We start from the raw sequence: 24,011 nt of genomic DNA, 5'->3' as shown, positions 1-24,011 counted from the left end.
ACAATAATTTCTTAGCAGGCACTACCATGCTATGCTAAACTTTTTTTAAATTTACCTGACCTAAACAGTAACCATCTAATGCAACTCAGGGTTTTCGCATTGTGCATACTACTGGGCGCCACCCGTTTAATGGCCCAAAGTACGGATGCGGTGCCTACCGGCAAAGGTACGCTCACCGTTCATCCTGTACAGCATGCCAGCCTGGCGCTTACTATAGGCAACACTACTGTTTATGCAGATCCTGCCGGCGGGGCCGATTTTAAAAACCTTCCTTCCCCGGATGTTATCCTGGTTACAGATATACATGGCGATCATTTTGATACCGCCGCTATTGCAAAGGTAATAGCGCCCAATACCGTGCTGGTGGTGCCGGAGGCGGTAGCTGCGCTGCTGCCGGCTGCATTAAAGGCAAAAGCCGTAGTGCTGCACAATGGCGCACAAAGCATGCAGGCAGGTATTGGTATTAAAGCCATTCCCATGTATAACTTAGGCGCCAGTCCACGCCATCCCAAAGGCAGGGGCAACGGTTATGTGCTCACCATTGGTGGTAAGCAGGTATATCTTTCCGGCGATACCCAGGGCATTCCGGAAATGAAAGCGCTGAAGAATATTGATGTGGCCTTTGTGTGCATGAACCTGCCCTATACCATGGATGTGAAGGAGGCCGCAGCAGCGGTGCTGGCCTTTAAACCTAAGATCGTATACCCCTATCACTACCGCGGACAGAACGGCTTGAGTGATATAAATGAATTTAAAGCGCTGGTAAATGCCGGCGATAAAAATATTGATGTTCGCCTGCGGAACTGGTACCCGGGCAAATAAAGATTTTACAGATAACTATCCCACTGCTTAGAAAGCGAAGCCGGTCCCATAGCGGACCGGTTTTTTTTTGTGACGCAGCTTCCCGCTGATGCAGGTTAAACAGGCTTTCAAAAGCAACACTGCCGCAGTGCTTGCAGCGCCCCTTCCATATTATCCATCGTCATTAGCAGAAAAGGTAAAAATAAATATGTAGTATGTATTGCATACTACTATTAAAAACATATATCTTTGTATAACAAACTAATTGTATGAGAAAGACAATTACTACGGGCCTTTGCCTTATGCTATGGTTAATGGCCGCCTGGCCGGCCCGTGCGCAACAGCGCTACCAGGCTTCTGTTTCCGGGCCTTTATATGAGCAGTTGCTGCACGCCGACAGCCTTTTATTTCACATAGCACTCGGCAGCTGCGACTCCCAAGCGTTGCAGGCGCTGTTCACAAAAGATTTTGTTTTTTACCACGACAATGGCCTGGAGAACCCCACCATGGCCCAGCCCCTGGCCGATTTTATTACCAGCGCCGCCCGGTTGTGTAAGCAGCAGCAGGCTGGTACGCGCCTGCGCCGGCAAATAGTGCCCGGCAGCCTGCAGGCATTTACCGTAAACAGCCAGGAAGCCATGCAAACCGGCGTGCAGCAGTTTTATTTATCACAACCAGGCCAGCCGGAAAAGCAGGTAGAGGTGTCCAGGTTTTCCCGTACGTGGAAAAAAGAAGGCAATACCTGGAAATTAGCCAGGGAACTGGATTACGACGTTAATACACACTTTGCCGAAGCAGCCGCTGAGCAGCGTTATCAACCTGCGCCCTATGTACCGGATAATAAAGCATTATATGATACTATTGTTAACCTGGACAGCACCTTCTTTAACGCCTACAATACCTGTAACATGGATAAGATGACGGATATGATGGTAAACAACCTTGAGTTTTATCATGACCGGGGCGGGTTAACCACGTCAAGAGCTGAAGTATTGGCCGCTACCCAAAAAAACATTTGCGGTAAGGTAAAGCGGGAGCTGATAAAGGGCAGTATTGAAGTGTACCCCATTAACGGCTATGGAGCGGTGGAAATAGGCTATCACCGTTTTCATAACCTGGCAGAGGGTGCTACCTCACACGGCAGCAAGTTCATTATATTGTGGCAGCGCAACAACAATCACTGGCAAATGTGCCGGGTAATAAGTCTGCACTAAACTGCAATACAGCTGCTGCCATCTGCAAGCAATGTTACTTCTAAACTAAAAAGGCGCCGGTATTCAATACACCAGCGCCTTCTAACTATTAATTCTTAATTCTTAATTATTAATTCCCCCTAATGCCTTTTAACACGGGTACGCGTACGTGTGGCGCTGCCGCGCGGGCCGCTTACCGTGGTACGTTGGCGGGTAACCTGCCGGTTGCCGTTGGGAGAGGTGTAAGTACGGCTGCGGGTATTGATAGTGCGCTGCGGTCCGTTAAAAGTACGGGTAGTGGTAGTGCGCGGGCTGCTGAAAGTACGTGCAGGCCGGGGATTGGCGCGGTAGCGGTTTATTACCACCTGGTTGCGGGTACGCACCGTTACGGATGTTACACGCATGGGGCGGTAAATCCTTGGAGCATACACTACCCGGTGGGTATGCACCACTACATAATGCGGTGCATAATGGTAACGGTAGGGCCGGTACACCGTCCAGGCCAACGGGCGCCAGGGATGCCACCAAACCGGCCGTACGCGCCAGCTCCAGGGCGATACCCAAACCGTATAAGCCGGTGCAAACACAAAGCGAACGCACGGCCATACCCACACATTCACTATAATGGCGCGGGTAGGAGCATAGCGGGTGTTTACAAGGGGGCCGCTGCCAAAGTAGGGTTCCTCTTTTTTACTGGTTTCATTTGCCGCTTCGTCATTGCCGGCCGATGGCTCAATAATGGTTTCCCGGCCATAAATATCCTCATCGCCTACAATCTGTATCACCGCGTTTTCTGCGCCGGTTTTTTGCAGCTCAATTACGGCTATGTCCTGGCTTTCGGTTTCAGATACCAGGTCCTGCAGCACAAATACCTGAACATCGTTTTCCCGCTTGTTCACTACTTTAATGTAGTCAATATCACCGTCGCCGTTAAGGTCCAGGTTATTCACCTTGTTATCCTGTGTATTCAGCAGCTTTTCAAATTCTTCGGGGGAATTGGCCTTCTTAAACATTTCCAGTGCGCCCTGCAGGCTGAAGTTGCTGCCGGGCAAATGGGCTGTGTCTGCAGCGGTGTCCTGCGCCTGTAAGGAAGTTGTTATATGCAGCAGCAGGCCGCCTAACATAAGGGGGATATAATGCTTTATTCGCATAAAGATCAATTTGGTAAATCAGACCAATGGCAAGGTATAAAGTTTAATACGATCTGCCAACGCAGCACATAAAACAGCTGAAGGCTGCCGGTTGTTGTGCTGACAATCATTACGTTATTGCATAATGTTAGGCGCAGAATTTGTGCACAACCGGGCATGAGAAACATTATTTTACTACTGAACGTAACCCCCGACGGGTATTGCGACCACCGCTCCGTTATTGCAGACGAAGAGCTGCACCTGTACGCCAATGACGTGGTAAAACGGTCAGATACAATGTTGTTTGGCCGTAACACCTACCAGCTGTTTGAAAGCTACTGGCCACAGGTAGCGGAAAAAGGCGGCGCCACACCGGCAGAAAATGAGTTTGCCCACCTGGTCAACGACATTCACAAAGTGGTGGTATCAACCACCCTGGAGCAGGCCGGCTGGAAGAACACTACGCTGGTAAAAGACAATGTAGCAGCTGCCATTGCCGCCCTTAAACAACAGCCGGGCAAGGATATAGTAATGCCCGGCAGTCCGGGGCTGGCCGCTTCCCTGGCGCAGTGGGAAATGATAGATGAATACCGTTTCCTGGTGCAGCCTATGCTGGCAGGCCATGGGAAACGCCTGTTCTCCGCGGATGTTTTTACGGTTAACAGGCCCCTGGTGCTGGTGCATTACAAACACTTTGACAGTGGCGTGGTAGCGCTCAGCTATCGCCCGGAAACCGCGGCTATGAAAGAGTAAGGGTTACGCTAAACTAAGCTGCCAGGATACGCCGAAACGGTCGTTTACCCAGGCAAATTTTTTACTGAAAGGATATTGGCTTAAAGGCATTAATACACTGCCGCCGGCAGAAAGCTGCGCAAACAATGTATCAATTTCCTGTTCCGTTTCGCAGCTTACATATAACGATATAGCGGGTGTAAAGGTAAACTGGTGGTGCACGTTGCTGTCAATAGCCATAAACTGCTGTCCGTTCAGGGAAAAGGTGGCATGCATAACCGAGCCTTCTGTACCCGGTTCATTCGGACCATAACGGGTAATGCTGATGATTTGTGAGTCTTTGAACAAGCTGATATAAAAATTCAGGGCCGCTTCTGCCTGGCCTTCAAACATCAGGAACGTGGTAATTTTTTGCATGGTTTTTTTATGCGCAAATTAAGCGTAAGCAGCGTATATGCCTTCATACTTTTGAGTGAATTTGGATTTTACGGTGTTGTGATCGCACATTTCAGATAAGCTTCGAGGCTGGTACGGCCTTTTACCTGCCCGATGCCATTACGTTCCGGCGCTGCGCGGCCATCGAGCACGGCTTCCGTCATCTCTACAAAATTCTTAACAGCGTCGGGTGAGAAGTGCATACTTTCCAGTGTTTTTTCCCATGCTGCTTTGGGTATCTGCTGTACTGTTACCGTTTTGTTCAACAGCTTTCCAAAGGCATCCGCAACATCCTGCGGCGTGTATTGCTGTGGGCCTTCAATTTCGTACAGCGTGCTTTTATCTTCATCGGCCGTCATTACCGTGGCGGCAAACCGTCCTACATCTGCAGGCGCTATCATGGAAATACGCTGGCCGGCCGGGTAAAAGCTGGGCAGCACGCCTGTTTCTTTTACTGTATGCAGGTACGGCAGCCAATTGCTGTAATAGTAAGCAGGGCGTATGAATATTTGTGTAACAGGAAGGTCTTCAAATGCATGTTCCAGCATGTACGACATTTGCAGGTTACCGGTGCCTTTTTCATATTGTGCGCCCATGGAGGAAATGCCTACTATTTTCTGAATGCCCGCCTGCTGCGCTGCTTCCCTGTAATTATCCAGTATATGCCGGGTTTCTGCCAGCACATCCTGCTCCTGCCCGGTTTCAGGCGTAATAATAAACAGGGCGGTGCCTCCACGGAAGGCCGTGCGCAAAGCAGTGAGATCCCTGGCATCTGCTATTGCTGCATCCATGCCTTTTTCCTTCAATGCTGCCGCTTTTTCCCGGCTATGGGAAATTCCAACTACTGCTTCACCCTTTGACACCAGCTGTGCCGCTACTTCGCCGCCCACACGGCCGGTTGCGCCTAATATAATGTGCATAAAAGACTGTTTTGGTGAGCAGGAGTGAAAACAAATACTATACCACCGGGAGTACCGAAGCGTTGCCTTTTTTACATAGACTATGCTTCGCCATATATGCATTTTTGATAATTTGATTGAAGGGTGCCTGCCAAAAATCCGTTATTTTATACCTGTTGGCATTTAATGGTTAAAATCCTGTTTTAAGTTAAATTTTATTATTAAACTATTAATAACCAAGTAGGTATATCCCTTTTCTAAACGACAGCTTCAATATATTATAAATATATTAATATAATATAAAAAGAAACAACAGTATTTATATTTACACATTTTAATAAAAAATATACATATATACTATTTGGTAATTTGAATGTTACTTACGTACTTTTAGCGCGACAACCACATACATTATCGCCAAAATCAAAACTCAAGGACTATGAAAGTCTGTTGCCTGTTTCTCATTGCTCATTTGGCTTATACCGGGTTTGCCTATGCCGCTTACGAAAATCCTCCCGGCAAAAAAACACCTGTAACCGGCCATCACCTGCCCGCCGACTCTTCCATTGCTGAAACCTTCAAAACAGCCCATAATCCTTTACCGGAAATACCGGATTTTGCCAACTTACGTAAGTACGCTTACCTGAACATTAACCGTAAAGGCCTGCAGGACAATACACCTTTTAAGCCATCCGTGCAGGTAGGCGCTATTGTTCACATGTTTGCCGGCGCCGGGCAGGATGGTTTTAGCGCACCGCACACCGCTGCTGAACCTTCCGGCTGGAGCAAGAGCTTTACGTTGTACCGTGCCCGTGTGCTCGTAGGAGGGCAGCTCACTCCCAAAGCCAGCTTCTTTTTTGAAACAGATATTCCCAGCGCAATCGGCGGCCCTAACCCCGACGGCACCAAGAATGTGAAGGTATCGCCCATCATACTGGATGCGCAGCTCCAGTATAACTTCTCCGAAGCTTTCCAGGTAATTGCAGGCCAGCAGCTCGTTTCCAATAACCGTAACGGTTTACAGGGCGCTGCAGGCTTAATGGCTAACGACTTCTCTTACTTCCAATACCCGTATAACCTGTTTGCCGGCAGCCCGCTGCAGGGCAACTTCGGGCGCGACCTGGGTATTAACACGCGGGGCTTTTTAGCGAACGATAAGTTTGAATATCGTGTAGGCGCTTTTACCGGCCGCAATATCGATGGTAAAGGCCCGGTAAGGGTAGTAGGCCGCCTGGCGTACAGCTTCCTGGATCCTGAAAAGGATTTTTATTATGCCGGCACTAACCTGGGTAAAGGCAAAACCCTTACCTGGGGCATAGGCGCCGATGCCCAGGGCAGTTACTACAACCTGAGCACCGACCTGTTTATTGATCATCCCGTAACAGATAAAGGCTCTATTACTTTCAGCGGCGCGTTCCAGTACATGACCGGCGGTACAGATACGCTGTCGAAATATTCCTTTGCAGGTCTGATACCTGCGCAAACCGTGCAGTTCGCGGAGCTGGGCTATTACTTTAAAGCCGCTAAGCTGCAACCCTGGGTAAAATTTGAAAACCAGCATATAGCCGCAAAAGCAGCGCAAACTGCGGGTACTGCAGTGGAAAGCTTTAATAAGTTCAACTCCAGCACAGTATGGGGTGGCGGTATTAACTACTTTTTCAATGCGCTGGGCACCAACCTGCGCCTGTCATACATAGCGCGCACCTATAACGTGGCCGGAGAAAGCAGCAACTTTGATAAAAAAACATATGGCCAGGTATGGGCACAGCTGCAGTTCTTCATTTTCTAACGCCCGTTTGTCTTTATAATTCCATTTAAACTTTTAAAACTTATTATATCATGTATAAGCAAATTTTTTTCGCATTCAAATCAACCCTGTTCCTGCTGGCCGGCGCTGCGCTACTGTTTACTACGGCCTGTAACTCCGCTGCATCCAAAGGAGAAAACAGCAGCGACTCTGCGGCTGCCAACACCGTAAGAATTGGCGTGCTGCATTCCCTGAGCGGTACCATGGCTATTTCTGAAGTATCGCTGAAGGATGCGGTGCAAATGGCGGTAGATGAGATCAATGCATCCGGCGGCGTGCTGGGCAAAAAAATTGAGCCCGTTATCGTGGACCCGGCTTCTGACTGGGACCTGTTTGCCGAAAAATCAAAGGAGCTGCTGATTGATAAAAAAGTAGCAGCAGTATTCGGTTGCTGGACCTCCGTATCCCGCAAATCCGTATTACCGGTGTTTGAAGAAAATAACGGCCTGCTGTTTTATCCCGTACAGTACGAAGGGGAGGAAAGCTCTAAGAACGTAGTGTACTCCGGCGCTACGCCCAACCAGCAGCTGATACCTGCGGCAGATTATTTAATGAGCGCTGAAGGCGGCGGCTATAAAAGGTTTTACCTCTTAGGTACCGATTATGTGTTTCCCCGCACAGCCAACAAAATCCTGAAGGCATACCTGCTTTCCAAAGGCATTCCAAAAGAGAATATCGTTGAGGAATACACGCCGTTTCATCACCAGGACTACCAGACCATTGTATCAAAGATCAAGAAGTTTGCAGTAGGCGGTAAAGCTTGTGTGCTGTCTACCATCAACGGCGACTCCAATATTCCTTTTTATAAAGAGTTTGCCAACCAGGGCCTTACCGCTGCTACCTGTCCTATTATGGCCTTTTCCGTGGCAGAAGATGAGCTGCGCGCCATGGACACAGAGTTCCTGGTAGGCCACCTGGCTGCCTGGAATTATTACCAGTCAATTGACATACCGGAAAACAAAAAGTTTGTAGCTGCTTTTAAATCTTTCTGTGAAAAGAAGAACTTACCCGGCGGTGCCAAAAGAGTAACCGACGATCCTATTTGCTGGGCTTATACCGATGTGTACCTGTGGGCCAAAGCCGCGGAAAAAGCCGGCTCTTTTGATGTGGATAAGGTTAGGGCCGCCCTGCACAGCTTAACCTTTGACTCCCCCGCAGGCAATGTAAAAATGGATGAGAAGGTAAACCACCTGGCCAAGCCTGTGCTGATCGGGGAAATTAAACCCGACGGGCAGTTTAGCGTTATCTGGAAAACACAGGGCTTGATTGATCCGCAGCCCTTCTTTTCGCTGACTGCTAAAAAATAAACATCCAATACTATTCGGAAACAGCGGGCAGCAATGCTTATAAGTGCTGCCCTGCTTTTAATTGTTGCGCTGATGGAGTTACTATTAAAGATCAATGGAATAAAAAGCGGAAAGCAGGCAGGCGCCAGGTGGGTATGGCCGGTGCTGCTGGCCGGCATGGTTCTTTTTTTTGCAATACGCATTGCTACGGACAGCAGCGGCACCTATATACAGAACCTGTTCAGCGGTATCAGCCTGGGAAGCATTCTCATACTGGTGTCGCTGGGGTTGGCTATTGTGTATGGACTGGCCGGCGTTATTAACATGGCGCACGGCGAGTTCCTGATGATAGGCGCTTATACCACTTACAGCGTGCAGCTGCTGTTCACCAATGTGCTGCATGTGCATAGCAATAACTGGTTTTTTATAGCCGCATTGCCGTTGTCGTTTGTTACAGCCGGCCTGGCGGGGCTTTTACTGGAACGCCTTATTATCCGCCACCTGTATGCCAGGCCGCTGGAAAGCCTGCTGGCCACCTGGGGGGTGAGCCTTATACTTATTCAAACGGCCCGCTCCCTGTTTGGCGACCTTACGGCCGTAAAGCTGCCTGAAATGCTGGCCGGCGGCTGGCAGGTTACGCCCGGCCTGGTGCTGCCGTATAGCCGTTTATTCATTATTGGGCTTACTGTTGTAGTGCTGCTGGCCGTGCATTATACGTTAACGGCTACACGCCTGGGCATGCAGATACGGGCCGTAACACAAAACCGCAGCATGAGCGCCTGCCTGGGCATCAATACCCGGCGGGTAGATGCTGTTACCTTTTTCATAGGCTCCGGCCTGGCGGGCCTGGCTGGCTGCGCCATGACGCTGATAGGCAACGTAGTGCCGGACATGGGGCAAACCTATATTGTAGATGCGTTCCTCACCGTGGTAATAGGGGGCGTAGGCAAACTGCTGGGCGCCATTACAGCCGGTTTGGGCATCGGTATTTTTTCAAAGGTGCTGGAAGCGTTTTTTGAAGCGGTTTACGGCAAAGTGCTGATACTGCTGCTTATCATGATTTTCATGCAGTTCAGGCCACGCGGCATTTTCCCCGACAAAGGCCGGGCAGCAGCGGATTGATAACACCTTATTCAATTAAAAATTACACAACATGCAGTTAAAGCCTGCCAAGCTGGTTAACATATTATTTATACTGTTTTTTGCAGTGGTCTTACCTGTGGGGAATATGCTGGGATGGGTGTCCATCAACAGTATTTCCCTGTGGGGGAGGTATTGCTGCTTTGCCATTGCTGCTTTAGGCATTGATCTTATCTGGGGGTACACCGGCATTATGTCTATGTGCCAGGCCTTTTTCTTTTGCCTGGGCGGCTACTGCATAGGCATGCACCTGCTGCTGAAAGCCACCGCCCTGCAGGGGCAGGCGCTGCCCGACTTTATGACCTGGAATGACATTACCGTGCTGCCCGCGTTCTGGCAGCCTTTCCATGGCCTGGTGCCTGCTGTTGTGCTGGCGCTGCTGGTGCCTGCTGCAGTAGCTTTTATAATAGGCTACTTTATATTCAAAAGCCGTATCAAAGGCGTGTACATGGCTATTATTACGCAGGCGCTGGCCCTATCCATGTACCTGCTGTTTTTACGCAACGAAACAAACCTGGGCGGCACCAACGGCCTCACCGGGTTTAAAAACCTCCTGGGCTTTGACCTGTACAAGCCTCATGTAAAGCTGGGATTGTACCTGGTAACACTGGCCATGTTATGCCTTTCTTACTGGGCCTGTTATAAAATGGTGCATTCCAAATTCGGCAAGGTGCTGCAGGCTATCCGCGACAGTGAGGCCAGGGTGGGCTTTACAGCTTACCGCGTGCTGCATTACAAGCTGGCTGCCTTTGTGATGGCGGCTATGCTGGGCGGACTGGCGGGCATGCTGTACGTGCCGCAAACCGGCATTATTACGCCGGGCCGTATGGATGTAAGAGCGTCTGTGGAAATGCTGATGTGGGTGGCATTGGGTGGCCGCGGTAACCTCAAAGGCGCAGTCATAGGCGCACTGCTGGTGAACTGTGTGTACAGCTACTTTACCAGTGTATTTCCGCAGGGATGGCTGTTCATACTGGGCCTGCTGTACATATTAACAGTACTGTATTTTGATAAAGGTTTCCTGGGCCTGTTGGAAAAGATAGGCGCGGGCATTGGCATTAAAACAAACCCGGAAAGATATGCTACTGGAAGTAAATGACCTGGCCGTTGCTTTTGGCGGCGTGCAGGCGCTGCACCTGCAGCATTTTCAGCTGGAAGAGCAGGAGCTGCGCGTGATCATAGGCCCTAATGGCGCAGGTAAGTCAACGTTCATGGATATACTGTGCGGCAAAACACAACCCGATACAGGCGCCATCCTGTTCAACGGTCATGATTTAACCGGGCTAACAGCAGTGCAGATAGCGGAGCTGGGCATAGGCCGCAAATTTCAGCAGCCGTCTGTATTTCCCGGCCTTACCGTATTTGAGAACATGTGGCTGGCTACCCGTATGAAAAAAGATGTGTTCAGCGCATTGTTCAGGAAAATGCCTGCGGGCTGCAAAGAAAAAATTGAAGCCATGGCGGAAAGGGTTGGGCTGGCAGCAGCGCTGCACCGGCCCGCCGGCGCCCTTTCGCACGGGCAAAAGCAGTGGCTGGAAATAGCCATTGTAGTGCTGCAGGACCCGCGCCTGCTGCTGATAGATGAACCGGCCGCCGGCATGTCGGACCAGGAAGCGGAAAAAACCGGGGAGCTGCTGCTGGAGCTGTCCAGGCAGCACAGCGTAATTGTAATAGAGCACGACATGCATTTTGTAAAGCAAATTGCCAACAGGCTGGTAAGCGTGCTGGTAAACGGCAAGCTGCTGACCGAAGGTCCTTTTGAAACCGTAAAGAACGACCAGCGGGTAATTGACTGCTACCTGGGCAGGGCCAATGCGCAGCTGGAAAAATTATAATTATATGGAGCCAACAACACTGCTGCAGGTAAATGATATTGTTGCCGCTTATGGCCAAAGCACCATTTTATGGGGCGTAAACCTGGAAGTGCAGCCAGGCACTGTTACTACCGTTATGGGCCGTAACGGCGTAGGTAAAACCACCCTGCTGAAAACCATTATGGGCCTGCTGAAGGCGCGGCAGGGGCAGGTGCTGCTCAAAGGGCGGCCCATTACCAGTCAGGCGCCTTATAAGATTGCGCGCGCCGGCATAGGATATGTGCCCCAGGGACGGGAAATTATTCCAAAGCTTACCGTGCAGGAAAACCTGCTACTGGGCCTGGAAGCCACACCGGACCACAAGCCGCGCATGACAGAAGAAGAAATTTACACCCTGTTTCCCATTCTTAAAGAGTTCCGCCGCCGCGCCGGCGGTAACCTCAGCGGAGGGCAGCAACAGCAGCTGGCTATTGCGCGCACGCTTATCAGCGGGCCTGCATTGCTGCTGCTGGATGAGCCCACGGAGGGGCTGCAGCCGTCTATTGCCATTGAAATAGGCGACATCCTGCGCCGGCTGGTAACTACAAAGGGCATGGCCGTATTGCTGGTAGAGCAGAAGATAGATTTTGCCAGGCATGTAACCGACTACTTTTATTTTATGGAAAGAGGCAGAATGATAAAGGAAGGCAGCGCAGCCACTTTTGATTTCCAGGAGCTGCAGGAGCATATTGCCGTATAGCCGGCGGCAGTACAGGCCGGCGTTGAATGTTTTAAGCATCCGTTTAGCATGAAAAGTGATTTTACGATCATATCAGAAGGCAGTAAGCTTTTTAAGCACTTTACCATCCGGTATGGCATTGCTTTAACATTTATAGCGGTGCTGTCCATTGCCAGCCAGGTAAGAATACAGCAGCACCTCAACCGGTCTATGGACGACTCGCATGTTATTAATTTCGCAGCCCGCCTGCGCACCTACAGCCAAACGCTGAGCAAAACAGCGCTGATGCTGGAGTATGGATATGAGTATGATATCAGCCGCAAGGAATTTGTAAATACGCTCAAGCAATGGGAAAAGGCGCAGGAAGGCCTGGAAATAGGCAGCCGTTTCCTGAACCTGCCTGCAGATAACATGGAGGAGATAAAAACCATGTTTGAGCTTATCAGCCATCCCCGGCAGGAAATGATGAACGCGGCCGAGCATATTGTTGCAGTGCTGGACACCGCCAAAACCTTCCGGCCCGAGCTTATACGCCCTTATGTAAAAACCATACTGGATTATGAGCAGTCGTACCTGCTGGGTATGGAGCTGATTGTGTTTGACTATGACCGCTTTTCCAAGGAACGCATTGGCCAGCTGAAACAGATCGATTACCTGATGCTGGCGCTTGTGCTGTTAACCCTGGCCCTGGAAGCCGTGTTTATTTTTTATCCGCTGGCCATTCACATAAAAAAAGTAGTGGTAGGCTTAGTATCATCTGAGGAAAGAGCCAAGCAGCTGTCGGAAGAATTACAGGAGGCGAATACCCGCATGGAAGAGTCGTACAAGGAGCTGCGGGAAATGAACTATGCGCTGGACAAAGCTACCTACCTGGTAAAAACAGATCCCGGGGGAAAAATCATATATGCGAATGATAAATACTGCTATGTTACCCGCTACTCCATGCTGGAGCTGCGCGGCAGGCAGGTGTTCTATAACAACACCGGCGGGCCGGAAAGCGTGATCTATGAACACATACGCGACGCCAAAAAACAGCAGGAGGTATGGCAGGATGAAATATTCGACTATGCCTCCGACGGCGCCGGATTTTGGCTGGATGTAACGTTGATACCGGTGTTTGACAATGCCGGTAAGCTATACCAGTACCTGCTCATAGGCAATGATATCACCAACCGCAAGAACGCGGAGCGCGAAAACCAGCTGCTGATGGAAGACAAGCTGCGGCGCGAGGCAGCGGAACAAAAAATAAAGTCGTACGCCATCATCAACGGCCAGGAAAAAGAGCGCCGGCGCATCACCGCAGAGATACATGACGGTATAGGGCAAATGCTTACGAGCGTACGTATGAAGCTGGAGCAGATACAGGACCGTGCTGGTACACCCGACCCTGAAGTAGCCATGGTAAACATGATGCTGGCAAAGCTGATTACGGAAACCCGGCGCATTTGCGCCGACCTGATGCCCAGCGTGCTGGAAGATTTTGGCCTGCTCCCGGCCATTGAAGACCTGGTGAGCACCTGTAAGGATGCCAACCGTAAAATAGATTTTTGGCTGGATGCCAACATACAATCCGGGCCGCTGTCAAGAGAGCTGGAAATAAGCGTGTACCGCATTTTGCAGGAAGGGCTTAATAACGTGATCAAACATTCGTATGCATCGCGGGTTGAAATATTTATTGATACTGCTAACCATTACCTGAACCTGGTGATAAAGGATAACGGTAAAGGTTTTTATTTCGACAGTCAGCAGCTGCATTTAAAAAATCTTGCCAGGAAAATGAATGGCATACGGGGCATGAAAGAGCGCGCAGAGCTATTGAGCGGCACTTTTAGCCTGGATGCGCAACCCGGCAAAGGCACCATTGTTCAACTGGAAATTCCTTTGGTATGACAATAACCACGCACACGCACATAAAAGTTTTCCTGGTAGATGACCATGAAATATTCAGGAACGGGCTGAAGCAGCTGATAGACAGTGAACCGGATATGGAAGTGGTAGGAGAGGCCTGCGATGGCGAAACAGCCATGCAGGCGCTGAACACTGTAACCCCGGAAGTAATTATTATGGACATTCGCATGCCGGGCATTAACGGCATAGAAACCAGCCAGGCCATTTTAAAGCAGCACCCCCAGGGAAAGGTGCTGTTTTTTAGCCTGTACGACAGCCCGGATTATGTGGCTAAAGCGCTTGAAATGGGCGCCAGCGGCTATGTTTTAAAAGACACCAGCAACAAGATATTCCTCAACGCCATCCGCACGGTGCACAAAGGCCGGTTTTATTTTATAGGCGATGTTTCAGATGTGCTGGTAAAAAAATACCAGGACCTGCAAAAAACATCCGGCCACAAAGCATTGGCCAGCGTGGAAATATCGCTTTCAAAACGGGAGGAGCAAATACTGAGAATGATAGACGATGACCTGAGCAACCGGGAAATAGCAGAGGCGCTGAATGTAAGCGTGCGCACGGTAGAAGCGCACCGGCTTAACATCCTGCGCAAGTTCCAGGCCGGCAATATGGAGGAGGTGCTTACCTTCTGTAAAGAGAACGGGATTATTAAGTAAATTACGAATGGTCAATTACGAATTACGAGTTGGGAGATGTAGTTACAGCGGTGATGTGCTACCGGAATATGTATGCCTTACAGCAAAAAAAAAGCACCGCCCATCCTGGTATTCAATAATATTCAATCAACCGTCGCTCCATTCATAATTCGTAATTGACAATTCGTAATTATCTAAAAGTTTTCCCGTATGAAAAACAATTTTAACAGAAGAGCTTTTATAGCGCACTCCCTCAAAGCCGGCGCAGCTGCTGCATTGCTGCAGGTGCCCGGTGCGGCCATGGGCCAGCAGCCGCGTAAATACACCGTTAAAGAGGTGATAGACACTATATTGAAAGAGGTGCCCGGCGCGCCTTTTAAAACAACGGTTGATACTATTAAAAGCGGCAGCATGAGCCAGCCTGTTGCGGGCATTGTTACCACCATGTTTGCCACTGTGCAGGTAATTGAGGAAGCGGCCCGGCGTAAAGCCAACTTTATTATAGCGCATGAACCTACCTTCTATAACCACCAGGACGATGTGAACTACGTACCCAACAGCGCAGTAGTAAAGCAAAAGCAGGCATTGCTGGAAAAGCATAACATTACGGTGTGGCGTTTTCACGATTACTGGCATGCTGTTAAGCCCGATGGTATTGGCTACGGCGTGCTGAAAAAAGCCGGCTGGGTGCAATACTACAAACCGGGTTCGCGTGTGCTGCAAATGCCGTCGCAAAGCCTGCGGGAAATTACCGGCCACCTGAAAACAACATTAAATATACCGTATGTAAGGGCTATTGGCGATATGCAGCAGCCCTGCTTGCGCGTGGCATTAATGCCCGGGGCAGCCGGCGGGCAGGCGCAAATATCCCTGCTGGAGCAGGAAAAGCCCGATGTGCTGATCGTAGGCGAAGTACATGAATGGGAAACAGCGGAATATGTGCGCGATGCGCGGCAGCTGGGTGCTAAAACCGCATTGGTGGTGCTGGGCCACTGCGTAAGTGAGGAGCCGGGCATGGAGTGGCTGGTAAACTGGCTGCGTCCTAAAGTACCGGGTTTGCCGGTAGCGCATGTGCCTTCAGAAAGCCCGTTCACCTGGGTGTAGCAGAAGATGCTGCAACCCCTAATTCTTTTTCACTGATCTCCTTAAAACAGCTTGCCGGTGCGCCGCACAGCGCGCACCCGAAATGAGGCGGCAGGCTTTCAAAAGGTGTGCCCGGCGCAATGTCCTGCGCCGGTTCTCCTAACGTTTCATCATACACGCTCAGGCACTGCCGGCATTGGTGCACCTTTTTATCGGGCAGCGGCGCAGCTATGGTAGCCTGCCGGCTGCTCACAAAAGCCTGCAGGGCATTGGTGGCGCTGCCCTGCTCATAAAACTCTTTGCATAGCGATACCAGGTAAGGTCCCAGGTGCTCTTTGGCCACCTCTTCCCGGTACAGCAGCAGGGTGGCTGTGTTGGGGTTAAAACCAGGCGTGTACAATATATCATAGCGCTGCAGGTATTTGAGCTTGCTGCTGTACTTACTTTCCTGGCGGCGTATTACTACCGAGCCAAAGTGCCCGGTGGTGCCCTGCATGCGTATGCTAAAGCAAAGCCCGTAGGTGCGCACATCCGCCACATCAAAGTGGCGGATAATGTGGCGCTTTAATATCAGCCCGTCTTCAGAATTATCCTCTACCTGCCAGTTCAGCTCATTGGCGGCATGCCGCACATTAATACGGTATTTGCCCAGCACATAATCCCACAAATGGCGGTGGGCAGGGTCTATATTTTTAATGATAATGGTTTTCCATGATGTAGCATACAGCTGGCCGGTGCGGGTTTCCAGGCAAATAGCGCACAGCTCCTGTAAAAAGGAAAGGGGAAACTTTTCATCCCGCCGGTAAATGCCCAGCCAGTAACCGTTCTGGTACCGGTTAAAACCCTCATAATAGGGCAGGTAAAACGGCGGCAGCGCCAGCTCGGCCCCGGGGCGGCCGGTATATTCCAGCTTATTTTTCGTTTGTACGTGCAGGTTATTAACATCTGTGATGCCGTTTTGCAGCAGGGCTTCTATACAACGGCTTACCCGGGCAATGTGGTTGGTATAAACCAGCTCGGGCCAGGGCAGCAGCTGATCGGTGCCCGGCAGGCGAATGAACAGGTGCCAGTAATGGGCATGCGCGGCAGCTACCCAGTTTATATGCCCGGTAAACAAAGGCGCAAAGGTTTGGCGGCTGTCGCAGATGTTTATTTTTAAGGCAGGCGTATAGTCAAACAGGTCAAATACATCTTTGTAAACGCCTTCGCTCAGCCAGCCGTCTGTAATAAAAATGCCGGCGCCGGGGTAAGAGCTGGTAATGTTGGGTTTTGCTGTTTCCTGCTCATGAAAGGCAATGCCCTGCTGTTCGCATTGTTCGCTGAACTGTTTAAAGTGGCTGGCCGGTATATCCATCAGCAATTGCTGCCGCAGGCCCAGGCGTACATCTGTTACGCCGGCTGCCGCGGCAAGCTGCAACGTTTCGTGCAGGTGGCCGGGTGAAATAATGCCGCCTGTAAAATTGATATATATGGTGTGTATGCGCCGGCTCATTCGCTTAATACTTTTTCAGGTTGTTTTTTAGCTGTTTTCGCGGGTATGTTAAGGGTGTGTTCCAGTATGGCCTGTACTTCGGGGCGGCAGCTGCCGCAGCCCTGTCCTGCGCCGGACGCGCTGCACACGCTTTCCAGCGTGGTATGCCCTTCCTTTATTTTATTGCAGATGTTGCCTTCCCCTACATTGCCGCATGCGCATACCAGCGGCCCTATTACCGGTTCGGGCTTTTTGCCGGAGCGCAGCAGCTCCAGGCGCTTGTCGCTCAGCTCCATATTGTTTTGCATCAGCTCCCTGAATTCGTTGAACTCAGCACGGTCGCCTATGAGTATGGCGCCTGCCAGCCGGTCGTTATGGATAATGCATTTTTTGTAGTAACGTTTGGCTTTATCAATAAACACTACCTCTTCATACGCCGGATCGTCCGGGGTATGCGCCATGCCCAGTGAGGCAATTTGGGTGCCGTGCAGCTTTAATATGTTCATGAATACAGATCCCTGGTAACAGGCGCTGATGTCGCCGTTCAGGTAGCGGGCTACCACGCCTGCCTGCTGTTCTGCCGCGGCGGTAATACCATACAGGGTGCTGTTAAATTCCGCTATTTCCCCGATTGCATAAATATCCGGGTCGGCGGTTTGCAGGTATTCATTTACCACCACACCGCGCTTGCAGGGTAGCTGGCAGGCCTGCGCCAGCTCAATATTAGGCACAGTGCCTATGGTGGCTACAAAAGCCTGGCAGGCTATCTGCCGCCCGCTTTTGAGCTGCAGCCCTTCCAGTTCGTGCAGGCCTATGAAGCGTTCCACCTCATCGTTGTACAGTATTTCAATGCCGCGGTCTGTCAGCTCCTCATACAGCAGCTGGCTGGCCAGCGCATCCAGCTGCCGGTCCATGAGGCGGGAGGTGCGCTGTATAACGGCAACGTCTATATCTATTTCACGGAGGGAGGCGGCCAGCTCTATGCCCAGCAGCCCGCCGCCTGCTATGAGCACCTTGCCTTTTCCGGGCTGCAGGTGAGCGGTAAAGGCATCGGCATCGTGCCGGTTGCGCATGGTAAAAATGCCTTTCAGGGGCGGCGTGTCTTTTAAAGTAGCGGCGCGGCTGCCGGTGGCCAGTATCAGCACATCATAGGTATGGGTATGGCCCCGGCTGTCTGTTAATACCTTGTGCGCGCGGTCAATATGCGTTATGCTTACGCCGCGGTGCAGCGTAATGTTCAGGGCTGCTTCTTCCGCATCCGTCATTTTCACCAGCTGTTCCCAGTGCTGGGTGCCGCTGATGTAATCCGGCAGCATTACCCGGTTGTAAAAGGGCTGGTCTTCCTTGCTGAAAACCACTATTTCATCGGTGGTGTTCAGCGCACGGTGGGCGCGCACAAAGCCGCTGGCGCCTGCTCCGGCGCCTATGATCACAATTTTCTGCACCGGCTTGCGGTAGCGTTGTACCTGTACGGCCGCAAATTTCAGGTCGGGCTGGCCGGATATAGGATCTACCCGGTTATGCGTAAGGTTGTTGGCGCGGTGCAAATCGTTTTGCAGTATTTTACCCCAGTGCATGGGCAAAAACACCACGCCTTTTTTGATGGTGCTGCTCAGGCGCGCTTTCACACGTACGTTGCCGTTAGTATTGAATATTTCCACTACATCGTCCTGCTGAATATGGCGCTGCCGTGCATCATCGGGGTGTATTTCCAGGAAAGATTGTGATATATGCTGCTTCAGCCGGTTTACCTTGCCGGTTTTGCTCATAGTATGCCACTGGTCGCGGATGCGGCCGGTGGTGAGTATCAGCGGATGGGTATCGTCCCCGGCAACCGGATGGCTGCTATCCTCAAAACTATGTATGATGGCTTTGGCGGATGGCGTATAAAAAAGATGGTCTGTAAACAGCCGCGCAGTGCCTTTGTGGGCCTGGGCAGGGTAGGGCCATTGCACGCTGCGTTTTGCCTGCAGTATATTGTAATTCAGCCCGCTGATGTCGATATGCGTGCCGGCGGTAAGGCGCGCATGCTCGTCAAATATTTCCGCAAATGAATGGTAGGAAAAGCCGTTAAATCCCATATGCTGTGCAAAACGGCAAATGATTTCGGCATCCGGCAGCGCCTGACCCGGCGCGTCTGTTATCTTTCGCAGGTAGCTGATGCGCCGTTCTGCATTGGTCATGGTGCCTTCTTTTTCCGCCCAGGCGGCGGCAGGCAGCACTACATCGGCATAGCGCAGGGTTTCGGGCTTGCCGGATATTTCCTGCACCACTACAAACTTCGCCTTTTGCAGCCCGGCTTCCGCCATGCGTACGTCCGGCAGGCTTACCAGCGGGTTGGAGCCAATGATCCAGATGGCTTTCAGCTTGCCCTCATTCAGGGCGGTGAACATTTGCGTGGCGGTTAGCCCTGGCTTGGGCGATATAGGATTGCTGTTCCAGAACGCCTGTACAGCCGCGCGGTGATCGGGGTTGTTAAGCAGGAGGTGCGCCGGCAGCAGGTTGGCCAGTCCGCCTACTTCACGGCCACCCATGGCATTGGGCTGACCGGTAAGGGAAAAGGGGCCGCTGCCGGGCTTACCTATATGCCCGGTAACCAGGTTCAGGTTTATCAGGCTCAGGTTCTTATGCACACCCACGGTGCTTTGGTTCAGGCCCATGGTCCACATGGTAATAAAGCCTTTGGCCTGTCCGATATAAGCGGCAGCTTCGCGTATGGCGCTTTCAGGCACGTCGCAAACGGCGGCAGCAGCGGTAATGCTGCGCTGCATCACCGTTTCCCGGTAAGCTTCAAACCCTTCTGTGTGCTGCTGTACAAAAGCGGCATCTACCTGGCCGTTCTCTATGAGCAGGCGGCCAATGGCGTGGTGCAGCACAATATCGGTACCGGGGCGCAGCTGCAGGTGCACATTGGCAATTGAGCAGGTTTGCGTGGCGCGCGGGTCGCTTACAATAATTTTCAGGTTAGGGTTGGCGGCTTTTGCAGCTTCCACGCGCCGCCATAAAATGGGGTGGCACCAGGCAGGGTTGGCGCCGGCTACAAAAATGCAGTCGGCCAGCTCAATATCATCATAGCATACCGGCACGCTGTCTTCCCCCAGGGCCATTTTGTAGGCGGCAACAGCGCTGCTCATGCACAGGCGGGAGTTGGTATCTATATTATTGCTGCCGATAAAACCTTTTACCAGCTTATTGATCACATAATACTCCTCAGTAAGGCATTGGCCGCTGGCATAAAAGGCTACGGCCTCCGGCCCATGCTGCGCAATAATGGTTTTAAACACAGCGGCGGTACGTTCCAGCGCCTGCTCCCAGCTTACGCGCTGGCGCTGCAGCTGCTTGTTGTAGCGCATTTCGGGGTACAGCAGCCGGTCGCTGGTGTCCATTACGGTATAGTGCAGGTTCATACCTTTAGAGCACAGCATACCCCGGTTTACCGGGTGCTCCTTATCCCCGCTTACTTCCAGCTTACCCTGCCTGTTCTGCTGCACAACTATGCCGCAGCCCACACCGCAATAACAACAGGTAGTTTTAAAAGATGCCGGCATGCATGTTTTCAGTTAAGAGGGGCGCTTTTGGATGTAAAAAATCATAAATGTAGTTCCAGGAGCCCCCCGGTTAAAAAATTATTCCGCCAACGCTACCGGCCGGCCCGTAGGCGCAGATTGGGTAACGCTGCTTTTTGCAAAGCTGGTGAACATTACTACTGCAGATACGGCAATAATAACGTAGCCGATGTACGTAAACGCCTGTACGTAAGTAATGCTTTCCGATTTAAACAGGAAGCCGAACAGCATGCCGCCCAGGTTACCGCCTGCGCCTACAATGCCGCTCACTAACCCTACATTTTTTTCATTTACAAATGGCACAATGCCGTAAGTGGCGCCATTGGCCATTTTCAGGAACAGCGCAAAGCCCAGCATGGCAATAATGGCCAGCACCAGCGAGCCTGCCTGCGCAAACAGCAGCAGCCCGCTGCCTTCCAGCAGCAGCATCAGCGCCAGCAGGCGGCCTTTACCTTTCATACCGGCCCTGGCGCCTACTTTGTCAGATACAATGCCGCCCAGGGCGCGCGCAAACAGGTTCATGAACCCGAACACGCCTGCCCAGAAACCGGCGCTGCTTTGTGAAAGATGAAAGCTGTCTACAAAATGCAGCGAAGCTATATTGTCAAAAGTGATCTCCATACCAAAGCACATGGCATAGGCCATGGTCAGCGCCCACAGGCGCCAGTCGGCCAGCACCGACCAGTCTGTGCTGGCTTTGCCGGCGGTATATCCGATTTCTTCATAGTTACCAGCAGGAGTGTCTTTAGTGTAGCGATGATACAGGTGAGCTACTACCAGCATCATGATGCCGGGTACTATCATGGCATAGCGCCATGCTTCGGTTTTGGTGTAGCCAAAACCAACAATAGCGGCAAATATCAGCGGCATCACCATGTTGGTAACACCCCCGCCCAGGTTGCCCCAGCCGCCAGTAATGGCATTGGCGGTGCCTTTAATGCCGGGGGCAAACATCATGGAGGTATGAAACTGTGTTACCACAAAAGAAGCGCCTATAACACTAATGGCTAAACGGAACAGTAAAAAGGTGGTATAATCTTTTGAAAGGCCTACCAGGAATACCGGTATGGAGCCTGCCAGCAGCAGGCGTACCGCGGTTTTGCGCGGTCCCCAGCTGTCGCATAGCTTTCCTATGATCAGCCGGGCAATGATGGTGCCTGAAACAGATGCGATAATAATGTTGCCCACCTGCGCTTTGCTCAGCCCCAGGTCGGCGCGGATGGTAGGCATCAGCGGCGCCAGCCCGAACCAGCCGAAAAAGCATACAAAGAACATGAGCCAGGTAAGGTGAAAGGTGCGCATTTGCAGCGTTCCCAGGCTGAAGATTTTTATTTTTTGCAGCGGTTGTGCAGTTGGTATGCCGGACATAATATTTTTTTTAATGGTGGTTATTTAAACAGGAAAGCAGGGCGTATACTTACCGCCAGGTATGCCCAGTTACTATTGCTTTGTGCGTTGGCCACATTTTTTACACCAGGGCCTGTAAGGCTATTGGTGTTCCAGAAGTGGCTGTACCCGCCTTCAAAGCCTATCATGGAAGTAAGCGCAAAAGCAGCGGTGAGGTCGGCCTCTGTGCCAAAACGCCGGGCAGGCGCCGGTTGGCCGGCTACAGCAGGAATAGCGCTGGCGCTGTAAAAAGTATGTGCATCGGCGTTTACCTGCCATTTGCTGCCGGGTTTCCATTTTGTTTTCACGTAATAGTCCTGCAGGCCGCGGTTGCCAAACCCGCTGGCTACGTAGAAATAATCCATATACCCCCAGAATTTATGCGGCGTGCCGTACAGCGGGTCAAAGGCACGACTGGTGTTGCCGTTGCTGCCGCCGGAAGTATAATCCACTCCCGCGCCGGCGCTGAATGTGCCGGTAAGCGCATACTGGAATGCGCCGGAAAGCAGTGTGGCGTTCAGCTGAAGGCCATCAGCATTTTTGCCAAACTGGTAGTAGGCTGCGGCGGTAAGCGTTACGCGCTGAAAGGTGTTATTAAAATAAAGGCCCGTGGTCATACGGTTATAGGTGGGGCCTTCCCAGGTTTTTACCGGTGCATTGTTCACCGTGTCTGTATGGTAACGGGAAAACTGGTCGGCCAGGAACAGGAATGACACATTGCCTTTGGCCAGCTTTTTACCCGCATATACAAACTCCATGCTTTTGTAGTTGCTGCCCCCGTTTGTATTGCCGGTATAGTTGCCCGGCGGGGTAGGGTCATAAATGGTGTTGGCGGCGTTTTCTTTGTCCTGGTTAAAAGCGCCGGCCAGGTGCAGCATCCAGCTGCTGCGCTCATATTTCAGCACAGCGGCATCGTGGCGGCGGCCCTGCTGCAGCCAGTCCAGGTTGCCCAGCAGGCGGCTGTCGTCATATACCAGCTCCTGCCGGCCTATTTTCAGCTGCAGGCTTTGCTGTTTTAAGGTAGTATCTGTGAGTAATATTTCTGCCCAGGCTTCGTGCAGCATCAGGCCGTTGTTATTGGCGGTGGTGGTGCGGTTAATGGTAGAAGCGTCCTGTCCCCAAACGCGTACATCCTGCACCGTTAGGCCCAGCCGTATGCGGTAAGTGGTAAAGCCTGCGCTGAAACGGGTACGTTGGGAGGTGAAAACGGCGGGATCTGCGTTGCCAGGCAGCGGGGTGCCCTGGCCGTCGCGCAGCTCGGTGCGCGTTCGCAGCTGCGCGCTTACGGAGAGCTGGGCAAGGCAGGGCTGATAGCAGCATGCGCCTAAAAGCAACGGCCCTCCAATGAATAATTTTTTCATGTACCTTTGGTTGATTTTAGATGTGATGCCAATCATATTAAAGTCAGAAGCCCGACAGCCTGCCAGCTGCCGGGTTTCATATTTTATGGCTATGCCATTACAGCTGCTGGTTCCCGGCCGCCTGCAATGCCAATGTATACGCGGTCATCCTCAATCTTTACCGGGTAGGTGGTAAGGCTGCATTCCGTGTCGTCCGACAGGCAGCGCCCGTCCAGCAGGGAAAATGCTTTTTTGTGAAAGGGGCATGCTACCTTGGGCTCGCCTTCCTGTGTGCCTGTCATGCCACGGCTCAGGGCCATCTGCTGCCGGTGAGGGCAAAGGTTTTGTGTGGCATACCATTCGCCCCGGCGGGGAAAGTGAAACAAAGCAATCTGCTCATCCAGGTACTTCACGCATACGCCGCCGTTGGCCGGCACATCTTCTACTTTGCAGGCAAAGAACCAGGTAATGGTTGCTGTGTTATTTAATGACATACAAAAAGGATTTTGATCAATTATTAATTATTAACTATTCATTATTCATTTATCTGGTCCAGTTGGCAGCTTTCTTCTGCTCGCGCAGGGTTTCAAATTTTACGGTAGGATCTTTTTCTTCGGGCGCGTTTATGAAGTGCGAAAAGCGTTTGCGCAGCTCGGGGTTTTCCACTACT

The 24,011-nt window shown here is 51.4% G+C and carries 20 protein-coding genes; 12 read left to right on the top strand and 8 right to left on the bottom strand.

Translation table 11 applies throughout. The features are described from left to right. Positions 1–78: 78 nt before the first annotated feature. On the top strand, positions 79–822 hold the full coding sequence (locus VFS25_RS08680; RefSeq protein ID WP_326461738.1) for an MBL fold metallo-hydrolase: 744 nt from the start codon (positions 79–81) through the stop codon (positions 820–822). Between the two features lie 248 nt (positions 823–1,070). After that, entirely contained in the window at positions 1,071–2,015 is a 945-nt protein-coding gene (locus VFS25_RS08675) for a nuclear transport factor 2 family protein (RefSeq protein ID WP_326461737.1), read from the top strand. A gap of 119 nt (positions 2,016–2,134) precedes the next feature. Here the strand turns inward: VFS25_RS08675 and VFS25_RS08670 are convergent, their stop codons facing one another. Further along, on the bottom strand, positions 2,135–3,145 hold the full coding sequence (locus VFS25_RS08670; RefSeq protein ID WP_326461736.1) for a hypothetical protein: 1,011 nt from the start codon (positions 3,143–3,145) through the stop codon (positions 2,135–2,137). Between the two features lie 156 nt (positions 3,146–3,301). Between VFS25_RS08670 and VFS25_RS08665 the strand changes: the two genes are divergently transcribed. Continuing rightward, entirely contained in the window at positions 3,302–3,877 is a 576-nt protein-coding gene (locus VFS25_RS08665) for a dihydrofolate reductase family protein (protein WP_326461735.1), read from the top strand. A 3-nt stretch (positions 3,878–3,880) separates the two neighbouring features. On the opposite strand, the gene VFS25_RS08660 is transcribed toward VFS25_RS08665, so the two are convergent. Together VFS25_RS08660 and VFS25_RS08655 are read right to left on the bottom strand one after the other, a co-directional pair. After that, positions 3,881–4,273, bottom strand: coding sequence for a VOC family protein (locus VFS25_RS08660; protein WP_326461734.1), 393 nt, complete (start codon positions 4,271–4,273; stop codon positions 3,881–3,883). A gap of 68 nt (positions 4,274–4,341) precedes the next feature. Beyond that, positions 4,342–5,211, bottom strand: a complete 870-nt coding sequence (locus VFS25_RS08655; RefSeq protein WP_326461733.1) for an NmrA family NAD(P)-binding protein — start codon at positions 5,209–5,211, stop codon at positions 4,342–4,344. 418 nt (positions 5,212–5,629) lie between these two features. On the opposite strand from VFS25_RS08655, the gene VFS25_RS08650 reads away from it, so the two are divergent. The 9 genes from VFS25_RS08650 (at position 5,630) to VFS25_RS08610 (ending at position 15,599) form a co-directional block, all read left to right on the top strand. After that, the gene (locus VFS25_RS08650) at positions 5,630–6,979 is read left to right on the top strand and encodes a hypothetical protein (RefSeq protein WP_326461732.1); all 1,350 of its coding nucleotides are present in this window, start codon (positions 5,630–5,632) and stop codon (positions 6,977–6,979) included. 50 nt (positions 6,980–7,029) lie between these two features. Beyond that, the gene (gene urtA, locus VFS25_RS08645) at positions 7,030–8,304 is read left to right on the top strand and encodes an urea ABC transporter substrate-binding protein (protein WP_326461731.1); all 1,275 of its coding nucleotides are present in this window, start codon (positions 7,030–7,032) and stop codon (positions 8,302–8,304) included. Between the two features lie 72 nt (positions 8,305–8,376). Beyond that, positions 8,377–9,405 (top strand): urea ABC transporter permease subunit UrtB, encoded by a 1,029-nt coding sequence (gene urtB, locus VFS25_RS08640; RefSeq protein ID WP_326461730.1) that lies wholly within the window; start codon positions 8,377–8,379, stop codon positions 9,403–9,405. A gap of 31 nt (positions 9,406–9,436) precedes the next feature. Next, positions 9,437–10,522, top strand: a complete 1,086-nt coding sequence (gene urtC, locus VFS25_RS08635; RefSeq protein ID WP_326461729.1) for an urea ABC transporter permease subunit UrtC — start codon at positions 9,437–9,439, stop codon at positions 10,520–10,522. After that, on the top strand, positions 10,503–11,258 hold the full coding sequence (gene urtD / locus VFS25_RS08630; protein ID WP_326461728.1) for an urea ABC transporter ATP-binding protein UrtD: 756 nt from the start codon (positions 10,503–10,505) through the stop codon (positions 11,256–11,258). The genes urtC and urtD overlap by 20 nt, the downstream gene beginning before the upstream one ends. A 4-nt stretch (positions 11,259–11,262) precedes the next feature. Then, positions 11,263–11,976, top strand: coding sequence for an urea ABC transporter ATP-binding subunit UrtE (urtE, locus tag VFS25_RS08625; protein ID WP_326461727.1), 714 nt, complete (start codon positions 11,263–11,265; stop codon positions 11,974–11,976). A gap of 48 nt (positions 11,977–12,024) precedes the next feature. Next, on the top strand, positions 12,025–13,845 hold the full coding sequence (locus VFS25_RS08620) for a histidine kinase (protein ID WP_326461726.1): 1,821 nt from the start codon (positions 12,025–12,027) through the stop codon (positions 13,843–13,845). Then, positions 13,842–14,516, top strand: coding sequence for a response regulator transcription factor (locus VFS25_RS08615; protein ID WP_326461725.1), 675 nt, complete (start codon positions 13,842–13,844; stop codon positions 14,514–14,516). The genes VFS25_RS08620 and VFS25_RS08615 overlap by 4 nt, the downstream gene beginning before the upstream one ends. A 189-nt stretch (positions 14,517–14,705) precedes the next feature. Beyond that, a complete protein-coding gene (locus VFS25_RS08610) occupies positions 14,706–15,599 on the top strand; it encodes a Nif3-like dinuclear metal center hexameric protein (protein ID WP_326461724.1) in 894 nt (297 codons plus the stop codon). Here VFS25_RS08610 and VFS25_RS08605 read toward each other — a convergent pair. From VFS25_RS08605 to nirD, 5 genes are all read right to left on the bottom strand, one after another. After that, positions 15,586–17,070, bottom strand: a complete 1,485-nt coding sequence (locus VFS25_RS08605) for a rubredoxin (RefSeq protein WP_326461723.1) — start codon at positions 17,068–17,070, stop codon at positions 15,586–15,588. The two genes, VFS25_RS08610 and VFS25_RS08605, sit on opposite strands and share 14 nt — an antisense overlap. Next, entirely contained in the window at positions 17,067–20,597 is a 3,531-nt protein-coding gene (locus VFS25_RS08600) for a molybdopterin-dependent oxidoreductase (RefSeq protein WP_326461722.1), read from the bottom strand. The genes VFS25_RS08605 and VFS25_RS08600 overlap by 4 nt, the downstream gene beginning before the upstream one ends. Positions 20,598–20,675: 78 nt before the next feature. Further along, entirely contained in the window at positions 20,676–21,983 is a 1,308-nt protein-coding gene (locus VFS25_RS08595) for an MFS transporter (RefSeq protein ID WP_326461721.1), read from the bottom strand. A gap of 20 nt (positions 21,984–22,003) precedes the next feature. Further along, complete coding sequence (locus VFS25_RS08590; RefSeq protein WP_326461720.1) at positions 22,004–23,362, bottom strand: alginate export family protein; 1,359 nt, start codon at positions 23,360–23,362, stop codon at positions 22,004–22,006. Positions 23,363–23,451: 89 nt separating this feature from the next. After that, positions 23,452–23,835, bottom strand: coding sequence for a nitrite reductase small subunit NirD (gene nirD / locus VFS25_RS08585; RefSeq protein ID WP_326461719.1), 384 nt, complete (start codon positions 23,833–23,835; stop codon positions 23,452–23,454). Positions 23,836–24,011: the final 176 nt, after the last annotated feature.

Source organism: Chitinophaga sp. (assembly GCF_035761305.1).
In the GTDB taxonomy this organism is placed as follows: domain Bacteria; phylum Bacteroidota; class Bacteroidia; order Chitinophagales; family Chitinophagaceae; genus Chitinophaga.
The sequence above is the reverse complement of the archived record's forward strand: the minus strand, read 5'-3'. Positions and strand labels throughout refer to the sequence as shown.